The organism is Enterococcus sp. AZ179 (assembly GCF_050498885.1).
GTDB classification, from domain to species: domain Bacteria; phylum Bacillota; class Bacilli; order Lactobacillales; family Enterococcaceae; genus Enterococcus_D; species Enterococcus_D entomosocium.
The window spans coordinates 2594920-2609493 of the sequence record NZ_JBMHEO010000001.1; the positions used below are offsets into that span (position 1 = coordinate 2594920).

11 protein-coding genes are annotated in these 14574 nt (G+C 45.2%); 9 read left to right on the plus strand and 2 right to left on the minus strand.

The features are described 5' to 3' along the window. Window positions 1-84 precede the first annotated feature (84 nt). The gene (locus IGI88_RS12245) at window positions 85-882 is read right to left on the minus strand and encodes an alpha/beta hydrolase (RefSeq protein WP_016613692.1); all 798 of its coding nucleotides are present in this window, start codon (window positions 880-882) and stop codon (window positions 85-87) included. Beyond that, window positions 879-2456 carry a PucR family transcriptional regulator gene (locus IGI88_RS12250; RefSeq protein WP_016613691.1) on the minus strand — a complete coding sequence of 526 codons (1578 nt, stop codon included), beginning with the start codon at window positions 2454-2456 and terminating at the stop codon, window positions 879-881. The genes IGI88_RS12245 and IGI88_RS12250 overlap by 4 nt, the downstream gene beginning before the upstream one ends. Window positions 2457-2572: 116 nt before the next feature. On the opposite strand from IGI88_RS12250, the gene fdrA reads away from it, so the two are divergent. From fdrA to IGI88_RS12295, 9 genes are all read left to right on the plus strand, one after another. Then, window positions 2573-5581: an acyl-CoA synthetase FdrA gene (gene fdrA / locus IGI88_RS12255; protein WP_429960574.1), complete on the plus strand. Its 3009-nt coding sequence runs from the start codon at window positions 2573-2575 to the stop codon at window positions 5579-5581. Then, a complete protein-coding gene (locus IGI88_RS12260; protein ID WP_429960575.1) occupies window positions 5571-6392 on the plus strand; it encodes a DUF2877 domain-containing protein in 822 nt (273 codons plus the stop codon). The genes fdrA and IGI88_RS12260 overlap by 11 nt, the downstream gene beginning before the upstream one ends. A 15-nt stretch (window positions 6393-6407) precedes the next feature. Beyond that, entirely contained in the window at window positions 6408-7658 is a 1251-nt protein-coding gene (locus tag IGI88_RS12265; RefSeq protein ID WP_008379204.1) for an MFS transporter, read from the plus strand. After that, the gene (arcC, locus tag IGI88_RS12270; protein ID WP_429960576.1) at window positions 7655-8587 is read left to right on the plus strand and encodes a carbamate kinase; all 933 of its coding nucleotides are present in this window, start codon (window positions 7655-7657) and stop codon (window positions 8585-8587) included. Before IGI88_RS12265 ends, arcC begins: the two co-directional genes overlap by 4 nt. 13 nt (window positions 8588-8600) lie before the next feature. Continuing rightward, a complete protein-coding gene (locus IGI88_RS12275; RefSeq protein WP_429960577.1) occupies window positions 8601-9818 on the plus strand; it encodes a dicarboxylate/amino acid:cation symporter in 1218 nt (405 codons plus the stop codon). Between the two features lie 48 nt (window positions 9819-9866). Continuing rightward, window positions 9867-10928 (plus strand): ureidoglycolate dehydrogenase, encoded by a 1062-nt coding sequence (gene allD, locus IGI88_RS12280; RefSeq protein WP_218193368.1) that lies wholly within the window; start codon window positions 9867-9869, stop codon window positions 10926-10928. Window positions 10929-11156: 228 nt separating this feature from the next. Beyond that, on the plus strand, window positions 11157-11639 hold the full coding sequence (ssb, locus tag IGI88_RS12285; RefSeq protein WP_016621453.1) for a single-stranded DNA-binding protein: 483 nt from the start codon (window positions 11157-11159) through the stop codon (window positions 11637-11639). A gap of 293 nt (window positions 11640-11932) precedes the next feature. Then, window positions 11933-12643 carry a gamma-glutamyl-gamma-aminobutyrate hydrolase family protein gene (locus IGI88_RS12290; protein ID WP_016621451.1) on the plus strand — a complete coding sequence of 237 codons (711 nt, stop codon included), beginning with the start codon at window positions 11933-11935 and terminating at the stop codon, window positions 12641-12643. A gap of 28 nt (window positions 12644-12671) precedes the next feature. Next, on the plus strand, window positions 12672-14315 hold the full coding sequence (locus IGI88_RS12295) for a peptide ABC transporter substrate-binding protein (protein ID WP_429960578.1): 1644 nt from the start codon (window positions 12672-12674) through the stop codon (window positions 14313-14315). Window positions 14316-14574 lie beyond the last annotated feature (259 nt).

Sequence of the window (14574 nt, forward strand, 5' to 3'; positions counted from 1 at the left end):
ATAAGGAGGAAGCGAAGGCAATCAGAGTTTTTCTGTGCACTCGTCGAAATAAAAAAACATTATTTTCACTTTACTTGTAACAAATTATTGTTCGAGCCAACGGGCAAGCCGTTGAAAAACCATTTGGACTTGCGGCTCCTCGACGTTTTTCAAAAAGTCGTGGGGCAAATCATAGACAGGGACAAATTTGCTTTTAGGCACTTTCTTCAAGCCTTTGCTGTAACGAAAAGGAACTTCCTCATCGGTACTGCTGGCACTGCTGAAAATTGGAGGAAATTGAGCAAGCAGCTCAGGATCAATGGCATAGTCAGAAAGAGCTTCAGCTGTTAGACCATAGATCGTTGTGAGTTCTTGCTGTTGAACCCAATAAACATAAGGCAAATAGCGCTGAAACTGCGGATCATCCCAAACGATCTCGGTTTGATCCAAAGAAGGGACTTGCTCTTTGCTTAAGAGCGGCTGCTGCAAGACTCGTTTGTTTTCAATAAAAGAAAGATCGGTATACCCATAAAAATTGACCAGTTTTTCAGGCAATCTCTGTTGTTCCTTCAGTAATTGCTGGGTAAGCGCCAGCATCAAATAACCGCCAGCTGAGCGTCCGCAGAAACAAAACGGGTTATCTTTAAGCACAGTTGCTTGCAATTCTTGAAAATTTTGCCAGTTCAGCGCCAAAATCTCCGCTAACGAGGAATTGGGCGCCAGTAAATAATCGACTGTGAGGACGCTGTATTGCTGCGCTTGAAATAGTGTGATCAGTGATGCGGGAATGTCTTGGCGGGTTCCATAAACAAAACCGCCGCCGTGAAAATAAATCAGGTATTTCTCCGAAGCCGGATAGAGGGTCACGGAAGCACCGGTGGTCAATTGCCATTCTTTTTTCATTTTGCTTGACTCCTTTTCTGAAGCTCTAATAAATAGGTGCCGATCTCGTAATTGACTAATTGGATCGGACTTGTCAGATCGATCTCTAGTAGCTGTTCGATTTTGCTTAGCCGATAACGAATCGTTTTGGCATGAAGAAACAAGGTTTCAGCCGTATTTTTGTAATTGCGATTCGTGATAAAAAAGGTATATAGCGTTTTGAACAGCTCTTCATTTTCTTCCGAGAGTTGATACAGCTTCGGGGGAATGCTTTGCTGCAGCTTTTCCAGTTGGTTCTCCTTGATAAAGGAACTAAAGATACCTAAGTCGCTATAGGCAATGATCGGCGCCAAATAAAACTGCCGATTGAAGCGGATCGCATCCAAACACTCTGGCAGGATCTCTTTGATCTGTTCCTTGCGTAAGACTTCGCTGACCACCAAGCAGCCATGTTCATCGGCTAGCAGGGCATCATCAAAATATGTCTGCAGCATCTGTTTCGTCACCTGATGGGCGATCGATTGGAAATTATAGAGGATCACCAAATAATTGTGGTGTTCAAAAAAGACGTGGGGTGTTTTCAACGCCCGTAGCTTGTGCAAAACGACGGACTTACGCTCCTTATCTTTAAAGCTGTTGGAAGCAAAGGCGATGCCTTGGTAGAAATCGTAGCGATCCAGTTGCGCTTCTTCTAACAAAAGATCCAGCTCAGCCAAATTGCTAGGAGTGTTTTGCAAGATCGCATCGGCAAGATTGTTCATGCGATTGTAGCGCTCTTTCTTCAACAAATACGCCATTTGGAGGCGTTCATAGATGACGTCGATCACATTTTCAATAATCATGACTTTTGCCTCAGGGATCTGCGAATCTTTCTGATAAACGATCAAGGTACATAAATCATTGTAAGGATTGATGATCTCTACTTTGATGGCAGTCACATATTGATTGTTCTCATGAGAAAATAATTCTAAATATTCGTAGTGGTTCTTGGTAAACTCGACGGTTTTCATGGGTTCTTGTTTGGTCACCACGAAATTCTTAAAGGATTGACCGACGGACACATGCACATCTAAATGGGGGATGCGCAAAGAACAAGGCTTTTCGATCAATTGATAGAACTCTTGCATGATCTGATCGAAAGAAGAGTGGTTGCGCTCGACTTTCATGAAGCGCTGGCGAACTTCGTAATAGGTACGCAGCAGCTGGGTTTGGTGATTCAGCAATGGTTCGTAAACCGCTAGCATGATGGCTTCATAGCTGACTTCTTGCTGTACTTTGATCAAAGGGATCTGATAAGCAAAGCTAAGCTCAATCACCCAATCTGGAATCATAGGAATCAAGCGATCCACTTTGATCACTAAACCGCTGACACCGATTTGCTGCATTTTTTCAAAAAAAACACGCAGTTCCTCAGGCGATTGGTCTTTGAAGGCATAAAAAGAAGTCAAAATCAATTGATGGGCTTTGCTCCATTTTTCGATATCCATCGCTTCCAACACCATAACGGAACCAACGGAATTTGTTAAACCAATGGAGCCAGTCAGGACTTTACTTTTTTCAAAAAGCGGCAGTTCAACCAATTCTTTTAATTTCATAAAATGCTCCTTTTTTCTCTTTTGGATAAAAAGTATAGCATTTTTTTAGAACTTTATCCAATGAAAACGCAAACAAGGCTCGTTAGAATGAGAGTATAAGAAAAGGAGGAGAACAAATGCTGCACACAGTAATCTTAAAGAATAACTACCAAGATTCCATTAACTTAATGCTGCTGACGAATACGATCAATGATCTAGGCGATGTCGAAATGAGTCAAATCATGATGGGGACGGATGCAAACAAAGACATATTAAATAACACTGGATTGCTTTCTAAAGAGGCAGAAGGTGCTTCACCCAACGATATGATGATCGTGGTCGATAGCCAAAACGAACAGATCATGGATCAAGTAATGCCAGCGATCGATTCATTTTTAGCTGATCTTTCAGCAAAAGATCAAGGCAAAGAAACGCCAGCGGCGGCTTCATGGCAAGAAGCCTTGAGCGCAATGCCAGATGCCAATGTTGCATTATTTAGTATTCCTGGGGAATATGGCGCAGCCGAGATGGAAAAAGCGCTAAAAAATGACTTGCATGTTTTCTCGTTTACGGACAATGTCGCTATCGAAGATGAAGTGCGTTTGAAAAAGCTGGCTCATGAAAAAGGCTTATTGATGATGGGGCCTGACTGTGGGACTGGTATTATTTCTAGCATTCCGATTGCCTTCACGAATGTCGTGGCACCAGGAAACATCGGCGTCGTTGGTGCCTCTGGTACGGGGATTCAAGAAGTGACGACGATCATTGACCGATTAGGCGGTGGTGTCGTTCATGCCATCGGGACCGGCGGACGTGACTTAAGCGACAAAGTTGGGGCGATCACTGTCAAAGATGCCATCGTTGCTTTAGAAAATCATGAACCGACAGATGTGATTTGCGTGATCTCGAAACCACCTGCAAAAGAAGTGCGGGATGAAGTCGTTCAATTGCTGCAAAGTATCAGCAAACCTGTGGTAGCGATTTTCTTAGGAGAAAAACCAGAAGCCCATGAAGGAAAAGTCTATTTGGCACATACGCTGGAAGAAACAGCGCGTATCGCTGTTGATCTTGCCAATGAAGAACCCGTCAAAGCGAACTATTTTGAACGCGTGAAATCCCCAGATGTGCCCAAACTCGCTGAAGACAAAGTGGTCAAAGGTCTTTATTCTGGCGGTACATTAGCTGCCGAAGCAGGAATGCTGATCTCCGAAGCCTTGAATCTAGAAGGCCTTGTAAAACAAGAAGGCTATATCTTGCATTCCCACGGCTATGATGTGATCGACCTTGGTGATGATATCTATACCCAAGGCAAACCGCATCCAATGATCGATCCTGAAGTGCGCATCAAAAAAATCGAAGACTATGCGCAAGATGAGCAAACCGGGGTCATTTTATTTGATGTGGTGCTAGGTTACGGCGCGCATACAGATATGGTAGGAGCTTTGTTACCAGCTATCGAAGCTGCACAGCAAACAGCCCAAGCAGCTGATCGCGCGTTGTACTTTGTTGCTACCGTCTGCGGAACTGAAAAAGATCCGCAAAACTACCAAGAAGCAGTCAACCGTTTGAAAGCAGCTGGCGTCTATGTGGCACCGAGCAATGCTCAAGCAGTGCAATTAGCCCTCGCTTTAAAAGGGGCGACTCTTTCTGAAGCAGACAAAACAGTCAATGACTATACTGGTAGCAAGGTTGAGGTGCCGACTGTCAGCGAGAAAGTAATGGAGCTGTTGACCACCAAACCACGGATCATCAATGTTGGCTTGCAAAGCTTCAATGAATCGATCCTGCAATATGGCGGGAAAACAGAACAATTCAACTGGCGTCCTCGTGCTAACGGCAACAAGAAAATGATCCGTATTTTAGACGCGTTAGAAGAATTTGACGAAAAAATCACAGCTGAAAACCAAGCAGTGACGGATAAAATCAAAAATGCCCAACCATTCTTGATCGATGTCGTTCCAGCTAAATCAGTGATCGCTGAATTAAACGAAAGCCAGAAAACCTTGCTGCATGCAGGACCACCGATCCAATGGTCGGAAATGACGGGACCGATGCAAGGATCTTGTATCGGCGCTGCCTTGTTTGAACGCTGGGCGAAGGATGAAGACGAAGCCCGCCGCCTACTCGAAAGTGGGGAAGTCCGCTTTATGCCATGTCACCATGTCCAGGCAGTCGGTCCAATGGGCGGGATCACTTCAGGGAATATGCCTGTCTTTGTGGTTGAAAACCGCCTTGTCGGCAACAAAGCCTACTGTATTTTGAACGAAGGGATCGGTAAAGTCTTGCGATTCGGTGCTTATTCACAAGAAGTCATCGATCGTTTGGATTGGATCAAAGACGTCTTAGGACCAACCATTGCCAAGGCATTAAAACTAACTGAAGAAGGCATCAATTTGAATGTATTGATTGCCCGGTCGATCACAATGGGGGATGAATTCCATCAACGAAATATTGCAGCATCATTGAACTTCTTGAAAGAGATCGCGCCGTTGATCATCCAAACAGAAATCGATGAAAAGCAAAAATATGAAGTGATCAAGTTCTTAGCAGATACCGATCAGTTCTTCTTGAATATCATGATGGCAACCGGCAAAGCCATCGTTGACGGTGCCCGTGTCGATGCCAAAGGAACGATCGTGACCACCATGACGAGAAACGGCGTCAATTTTGGGGTTCGTGTCGCCCAAACAGAAGACCAATGGCATACTGCACCAGTCAATACGCCGAAAGGTTTGTACTTTACTGGGTTTACCGAAGCAGATGGCAATCCTGATATTGGGGACAGTGCCATTACTGAAACCGTCGGTGTCGGAGCAATGGCGATGGTAGCCGCACCAGGTGTAACACGCTTTGTCGGCGCTGGTGGCTTTGAAGATGCGCTAGAAACTTCCAATGAAATGGCAAAAATCTGTTTCGGTCATAATCCGACCTTCTCGATCCCAACATGGGACTTCCAGGGGACTTGTTTGGGGATCGACATCCGGAAAGTCGTTGAAACAGGCATCACCCCAATCATCAATACTGGGATCGCCCATAAAGAAGCAGGTGTCGGTCAAGTCGGTGCAGGGACGGTGCGTGCACCGTTAGGCTGTTTTGAAAATGCCTTGACGGCTTATGCGAAGGATCTGGGGATCGATGTTGACTGAGAAAATCAAAATCAGTGATTATCTAGACCCATTGCAACGATTCGGTCGTACCGGTCGGGTGCATAGCGTGTTTGATCGTTCATTCAATGTGATGATCGGGCAGCAGCTGGTCAATATCAACAACTATCGCAACTATTTGACTGGCTTCGGGGTCTTTTTACCCGATGCATTGTTTGAACAAGTCTTGCCTTTGATTGAAGTCGGCAATCGCGTGCAAGTCCGAGAGCATGGTCTGACCTTTTACAGCACAAAAGGAACATTTTCTCTTTCATTAGAGGAGAAAGAATTGGTTTCGCTGCAGGTGAAGGAGTTATCCTTCACCTCAGCGGAATTGCAGCTTTTGAAAGAAATACTGCTTCAACAAGAACTAGAAACCAAGATTGGGTTGCCAGAAGATGAGAAAACCCAAGCAGTGTTTGCGGCATTGCGGCAGTCTGTCTCAGATTGGGAACCAATCATTGACCACCTGATTGGTCGCGGCAAAGGATTGACACCTAGCGGCGATGATCTTCTCGTTGCCTATCAAGCGATGCTCTATGCCTTGCAGCAGCCAGAAGCCGAAACGTTAGCGCAAGCATTGGCAAAACCGCTGTCTACGACGGATGTCAGCCTTGCATATATTCAAAGTGCCAGTCAAGGATATGTCAATTCTCTGATGCTGCAATTATTCAAAGACTTAAAAAAGCAAAACCCACAGGTGATTGAAAAAGATGTGCAGCAGTTGATGTCCGTTGGTCATTCGTCAGGCAAAGATCTTAGTTTTGGGTTGTTGTTAGCGTTGGAGTCATTGTCACTTGAGGAAAAAGAATAGAAATGGGGAGAAATCATGGAAATCAGTAACCAGAAAGATGCGGTCAAAGTAAGCAATTCTTACTGGAAAAAAGTCGTTGCTATTTTCTTTGTCGGCTGGATTTTAATGTACGCCACACGGACGATCTTCAATCCAATCATGGGTGTGATCGGAGAAGAATTCAATTTAAGCAACACACAACTAGGACTTGCCAATAGTATTTTCTTTTTGACATATGCCGTTGCGCAAATTCCTTTTGGCATCATCGGCGACAAAATCGGTCGCAAATTGGTGATCGCCCTAGGTTTTGTTTTATTGGCGGTGACTACTTACTTCAGTGGGCTAGCCACAAGCTTCGTTTTGTTCTTAGTGATTCGTGCCATTGCAGGGATTGGTCAAGGTGCCTATTACGGTCCGCAATACGCATTGTCTACCGAAGCGATTCCCGACAACAAACGGACCGTCGGAAATGCCATTATCAACAGTGGGATGGCGTTTGGAACGTCTGGCGGGTACTTGCTTTCTAGTAAATTGGTCTTGGATAACGGGGGCCATTGGAGCCAACCCTTCTTCCTAATGGCGTTTCCGACCTTGATTGTCGGTGTCTTGTTCTATTTTGTTTTGAAAGAAAAAGTGATTCGTCCAGAAGATGAAGGACAAGAAATAAAAGAAGAGGGGCCAAAAGAAAAGATTTCCTTGAAGCAGATTTTTTCAAACCGCAATCTCGTGGCAGCCTTTGTTCTATGCTTTACCAGCATTTATGCAAACTTTGTGATTATAACTTGGCTGCCGCAATTCTTGATTGCCGAGCGTGGCTTTGAAGGGGCGAGTGTCGGCTTTATTGCTTCCTTAGTCCCATGGGCATCGATTCCAGGTGCGTTGATTTTTGCTCGATTGAATGATAAAACTGGCGCGACGAAAAAATTAGTCTATTTATTGGTCCCATTGGCGACCCTTTCCGTATTTGCCATTGCCTTTGTAACGGATCGTACCTTATTGATCACTGTTTTGATTTTGTATGGATTGACTGGCAAGCTGGCGCTTGATCCAATCGTCGTGACCTTTGTGACGAAAAACGCACCAAAAGGCGCCTTAGGAACGACCTTGAGTGCCTATAACTTTATCGGGATGTCGGGGTCGATCTTAGCACCTTATGTTACTGGCTTTTTAGCCGATTCTTTAGGATCGATGCAGGTCGGGTTTTACCTGTCTTGTCTATTACTGCTGATCGGATTAGGTGTTTTTGCCGTATTAGCAAAGGAAAATCAGAAGGAGAGCATAAAATGAGTTTGAATGTGATCGCGTTAGGCGGCAATGCTATTTTAGATAAAGACCCTAGTGATGAAGGACAAAAAGCAGTTGTTGCGCAAGCAGCACGTTATATTGCCGATTTTGTCGAAAAAGGGGAAAAAGTCATTGTTTGTCACGGCAATGGACCACAAGTCGGCAACTTGCTGTTGCAGCAAAAAGCCGGGGAAAGTGAAAAAAATCCCCAATTGAAATTAGACAGCTGCGTAGCGATGACCCAAGGAAGTATCGGTTATTGGCTGCAAAATGCCTTGATCAATGAGTTTGCCACACGTCAAGCACATCCATCGGTAATCTCATTAGTCACCCAAGTTCGTGTCGATCCAGCAGATCCATCGTTTGAGAAACCTTCCAAACCAGTCGGACCTTTTTATAGTGAAGAGGAAGCCAATGCTGCGATGGCAGCCAATGGCGGGGTGTATCAAGAAGACGCTGGGCGTGGTTACCGCAAAGTGGTTCCATCGCCGAAACCGCAAGAAATTGTTGAAAAAGAAGCCATCAAAACATTGGTCGATGCAGGTGTGATCACGATTTGTGCCGGTGGCGGTGGCGTACCTGTCGTTCGCAACGATAATGGGTTTACTGGCGTGGAAGCCGTCAACGACAAAGACTTTACCGCCAGTGTCTTAGCAAAAGATGTGCAGGCCAATCGCCTGATTATTTTGACCGGTGTCGACAATATCTACATCAATTACAACCAGCCGAATCAGCAAGCCTTAGGAGAAATCAGTGTGGCACAAGCCAAGGGCTACATCGAGGAAGGCCATTTTGCAACGGGCAGTATGTTGCCAAAAATAGAAGCTGCGATTGATTTTGTTGAAGAAGATGCAGCCAGAACCGCGATTATTACCTCAATCGAAAAGTTAGCTGAACTGGATCAGCATACAGGAACCATACTTCGAAAATAAAGAGGGGATCAAAGTGAAAGCAAAAAAACTACCGATGGTGACGCAGATCGTTATTACCGTTCTTCTAGGGATTCTTTGCGGTTTGTTCTTTGGGCAAGCCGCTTCATTCCTAAAAATCTTGGGCGATCTTTTCTTGCGTCTGATGCAAATGGCGATCCCGTTATTGATCGTTGGACAAATCATTCAAGCAGTTGGGGGGATTGCCCCGAAAGAACTCACTCGTTTGGGTGGAAAAACGATCGCTGTCTTTGGGATTTCCTCCTTATTCGCTGCTGCATGGGGCGTGCTGATGGCGCTCTTCTTTGCTCCAGGCAAAGGGATCGACTTTTCACAAGCTGCCGGCGAACCTCTGCAAGCACAAGAAATTTCTATATCAGAGACTGTGATCAACTTTATTCCCACGAATATTTTCGATGCGTTGAGTAAAGGGTCAATTATTCAAATCATCGTTTTTGGGTTGTTCTTTGGTGTTGCTCTCAATCGCTTTATGCAAAAGAAACCTGAGTCAGCTCTTTATGGGTTGATCGTGGATCTGAATGAGGTCGTCATTGCCATCATTCGTTACGTGATGATCGTGGCACCAATCGGTATTTTTGCTTTGATCGCTTCAACGATCAGCTCCCTGGGCTTGCAGATCATTTTGCCATTAGGCAGCTATTTGCTTGTCTACGGTCTAGCCACCGTCACGTTCCTTGGGCTGTGGCTAGTCTTGTTGACCGTGTATTGTCGGATCAATCCGTTACGATTGATCAAAAATATGAAAAATATGTCGGTCATGGCATTGGCGACAACCTCCTCTGCCATCACGCTGCCGATCGCTATGGAAGAATCCCAGAATAAATTAGGACTCAGTAGCCGCATCACCAATTTGGTATTGCCGTTAGGGATGTCTTTGAACAGCAATGGGTCAGCGATGCATATGGCGATTACCGTCATGACAATCGCCCAAATGTATCAAATCAACTTTGACGGGATCCAAATGGTGACGGTAGCTGTAACTGCGACTTTCGTTTCTTTAGCCAATGCAGTTGTTCCCGGAGCGGGGTTAGTTTCCTTGGCAATCATCATTCCCCAGCTTGGTTTACCAATCGAAAGCATTGCGCTATTTGCTGGTGTCGAATGGTTTGTTGGCATGCTGCGGACAATTTTGAACGTGAACTCAGACGTCTATTCAGCGCTGCTGATCGCTAAGTCAGCCGATGAACTGGATTATCGCGTGTTTAATCAATAAGAGAAGCCGTTGCCAAGCGTGCTTCTCTTTTTCTAAGGAGGAGAAAAGATGGAAGAAATGAGCAGACGTTCTCTGCTGGAATTAGAAGCATTGATGAAAAAGAAACTATTGGCTGCTGGTTTGCCAGAAGCCGCTGCCAGTGAAACAGCGGCGCATTTGACCTTTGCGGATGCTTGCGGGATCCATTCTCATGGTGCCGTGCGGATGGACTACTATGCCGAGCGTTTAGTAAAAGGTGGCATCACGCTGGAACCAAACATGTCTTTTGAAAAAACAGGCGCCGCTACCGGAATTTTCCACGGAGATAACGGCATGGGGCATTATGTGTGCAATGAAGCGATGGCGATCGCCATTCATCTGGCGAAAGAAGTCGGGATCGCTGCAGTAGGAATCGAGCAGACCAGCCATAGCGGGACGATGGCGTATTACGTCAAACAGGCTGCTGAAGCCGACTTAGTGGCGATCGCCATGTGTCAATCGGATCCGATGGCGGTGCCTTTTGGTGGGATCGAAAACTATTTTGGCACCAATCCAATCGCGTTTGCAGCACCACGAGCCAATCATCCGCCGGTGGTTTTTGATATGGCGACGACGGTTCAAGCGTGGGGCAAAATTTTGGACGCTCGCTCGAAGAAGCAGCAGATCCCCGATACTTGGGCCGTAGACGAGCAAGGCTTGCCTACCACCGACCCCTATGCAGTCCAAGGATTATTGCCAATCGCTGGTGCTAAAGGATATGGCTTGATGATGATGGTGGATATTTTAGCTGGCTCGATGCTAGGCTTGGCTTTTGGTAAACAGGTCACCTCCATGTATGCGGACTTGACGGAAAAACGCCGCTTAGGACAATTCCTTCTTGTGATCGATCCATCTCGTTTTACCAACACCGAAACCTTCAAGCAAAGCATCGATCAGATGGTGACTGAGCTGCATGCAATCCCGCCAGTAGAAGGGCAATCACAAGTCTACTATCCTGGAGAGATCAGCCAAATACACTTTGAAAAAGCCCAGCAAGAAGGGGTCATGATCCCCAAAGCGATCATCGATTATCTCGAAAGCGAAACCCTCCATTTTGATCGCTATGGTAGTCAAGATTCCTTTGCTAAATAAAAATCCGCAAAAGGCAGTTGGTTCAGAGGGGGATTGAACCAACTGTTTTTTTGCTGTGTGGAGCAAAGAGAAGTTTTCAGTCAGAAAATCGCACATTATTGGCAGGATCAGACGAATTCTTTGAGTTGGTTCATTTTGTTCAAAGCATTTCTTAAGCCATTCGACCTTTGATTGCTTGTTTTTTGGAATGTGGTAGAATAGGTCGCATAAGTTAAGATCACTCAAGAAATGAGAGAAAAGCGAGGATGCAACGTGGCAATGAATAAAGTGGTTCTTACTGGGAAAATCGCAGAGATGCCTAGTAAAGAAGCGTTTGATGCGGCGGACGATCAGGGCGTACGTTTTGATCTTGTCATTGTGTCTCAATGGCAAAACAGTGAAGAAGTGCACCATGAATGGTTTGCTTGCGTCATTCATGGAAAGCAGGCAGAGACCTTTTTACGGTATACTCAAAAAGGGGCAAGTATCAAAATCAATGGACACTTGCAAGGCTGTCCTTATGAAACACCAGAAGGTCAGAGACTTTGTGCGGCAGAAGTGGTGGTGGATAGCTTCCAAATCTTAGAGTTGGCAGAAGAACCAGCGGCGCCTTTTCCTAAAAAGCGGCCATCGACACTTGATGAAACAACGCAAACAAAGTCGATCCGTAATGAAAAAGATCCCCTAAAAACACAGATGCTGGAGTTTTTAAAAGACAATCGATTATTTTAATGATGAAACATGCGGAAAGCAACGGCTTCTCGCATGTTTTTTTACGTAGAGAAAGTATTGGTAAAATTCAACTATATCTGACTAGCGGTGTTCTTTATTGCTTATCAAAGAGGGGGTTAAATAGAATGGTGATTGTAATAAATGATCGCGAAAGTGAAAATAGTGTTTCACAAAAAGTGCGGATTGGTTTAGAATAGTTGAAACATATCTTGAGAAAAAGTGCGGCGCTTGCCTTGTTCAACTGCTAGATACCGCTTTTTTCTGAAAAAATCGTTAATCAGGGAGGGATGTCGATGGGCAAATCAATTATAGGGATCGCTGCGAATGAAGTGCAAGATGCTGGCGATGTGCTGCATCATTTGCCGATCGCCTACACACCATTAGGGTATGTGCGAGCGATCCAGCAAGCGGGCGGACTGCCATTGCTCGTGCCAATCAGTGAGCCAGCTGCAGCCAAGGACTATGTTTCACAGATCGATAAACTGGTATTAGCTGGTGGACAAGATGTTTCACCCAAGTTTTATGGGCAGGAGACCCATCAGGCAACTGGAAGCGGCTTGTTGGCACGGGATGAGTTTGAACTAGCGCTGATCGATGAAGCGCTGCTGCAAAAGAAACCAATTTTTGCGGTTTGTCGGGGAATGCAGCTGGTCAACGTGGCATTCGGTGGCACGCTGCAGCAAGACATCAGTACCTTCAGTGAGATCATTCATATGCAGGCGCCGATTCCGAAAGAAGTGCCGACCCATGCCATCGTGACGGCTGAAAAAAGCATGTTGGCTCGTGTTTACGGTCAAAAAACAAAGGTTAATTCCTTTCATCATCAAGCGGTGGATCGATTGGCTCGTCCATTGCAAAAGACAGCTTGGAGTCCTGATGGCATCATTGAAGGCATTGAACACGTGGGTCAGCGCTTGTTGGCGGTTCAATGGCATCCTGATTTTGCCTATGATGCGCTTATACAAGAACAAGCGGTTTTCAAGTATGTCGTTGACGTATTGTAAGAAAGAAGATCACGCAAGGAGGAGAAAAATGAAAAAGAAAATGATGGGTATCACTGCTTTCACAGTATTGGTTTTAAGTGCCTGCAGTACCACGAGCCCCACGACGGATTCTGGACAGCAAGAGGAGCAAGGAGCCGTTGCGCAAGAAATTCAAGTGTCAACCGCTGGCGCCTTATCAACCCTTGATAGCGGACAATACACGGATGTCAATAGTTCCGATATGATCGGACAAGTGGCAGAAGGGTTATACCGTCTTGATCAAGAGGGGGATCCTGAGCTTGCGATGTCCGCTGAAGAGCCTACGGTATCAGAAGACGGACTGGTTTATACCTTCACCATTCGTGATGCAAAATGGAGCAATGGCGATCCTGTTACTGCGGATGATTTTGTCTACGCCTTTCAATATGTTGCTAATCCAGAGAATGGTTCTAGTAGCAGTAATCAAATGGATGTGTTGAAAAATGGCAGTCAAGTGCGTCAAGGGGACGCTGAGGTGAGTGAGTTAGGTGCAAAAGCATTGGACCAGCAGACGTTAGAGCTGACATTGGCAAGTCCAATCTCGTATCTGGATCAAATTTTGGTCGGGACACCTTTTATGCCAAAAAACCAAGCGTTTGCTGAAGAAAAAGGTGCCGATTATGGGTTATCAGCGGAAAATTTTGTCGGCAATGGCCCATTCTTGATCGAAGGGTGGAACGGGACCAACGAATCATGGACGTTAACGAAAAATCCTGATTATTGGGATGCTGAGAATGTCCAATTGACCAAGATCGACGTGCAAGTAGTGAAGGAAACGGCGACTGGTGTCAGCCTTTTTGAAACAGGAGAACTGGACTACACCACCTTAACGGATACTTACGCGCAGCAATACCAAAACTCAGCTCAAGCCAACTATGTGCCAAAGGCGCTGGTGGGGTATTTAAGTGCCAACCAAAAACGAGAAGTCACAGGCAATGTCAAAGTACGTCAAGCAATTTTACAAGCCATCGACAAAGAGGCATTTGCCGAAAATATCTTAGGTGATGGGTCCACTGCATTGAACGGCTTTGTGCCAAGCAACTTTGCCAAAGATCCTGAAACAGACCAAGATTTTCGTGAAGAAAATGGCGATTTACTGCCGTACGATTTAACAGCCGCACAAGAGCTTTGGGCACAAGCCAAAGAAGAGTTGGGACAAGACGAAATCACTTTGGAACTGTTGTCAGCAGATACAGCAGCAGCCAAGAAAACCATCGAGTTTGTCCAAGGGCAGTTAGAAACCAATTTGCCGGGATTAACCATCGATGCCAAGTCGATTCCTTTACAAAACCGTTTGGACTTGCAATCCCAAGGTGAATTTGATCTCGTTTTTGGGACTTGGACACCAGATTACGCGGACCCGATCAACTTCTTAGAATTTTATGATTCAACAGGTGGCTTGAATACGTCTGGGTATGCTAGTGAAAGTTACGATCAAGGGTTAGCAGAAGCACGGACGACTTTAGCAAACGACCCAGCTGCCCGTTGGGACTTATTGAAAGAACTGGAAAAACAATTGATCGTTGAAGATACAGCCGTTTTGCCGTTATATCAAGGGGCGGTGGCGTATTTGAAAACAGATCGTTTGCAAGGGGTGCAAGTGTTTCCTTTTGGACGAACAGTATCCTATCGCCTAGCATCTGTCACAGAATAAACAGGTAGTAAGAAAACAGAGGAACTTTTTTTCAACTAAGTGTGCTGATCAAACAGCGTTTGTTGAAGAGAAGGGCATCTGTTTTTTTATTTTAGCCAAAATCGTTGCAACTCTTGGGGTAAAACAGGAATTCGTTTTCAAAAAAAGGTTGTTAAAAAGGGCTGTTTTCACATCTGTGTTTTTAGAAAAGTCAATCTTTTTTAAAGAAAATTAATAAAAGTTGTTGCATTCTCAGAAACTTATCTGTAAAGTGTTAGGT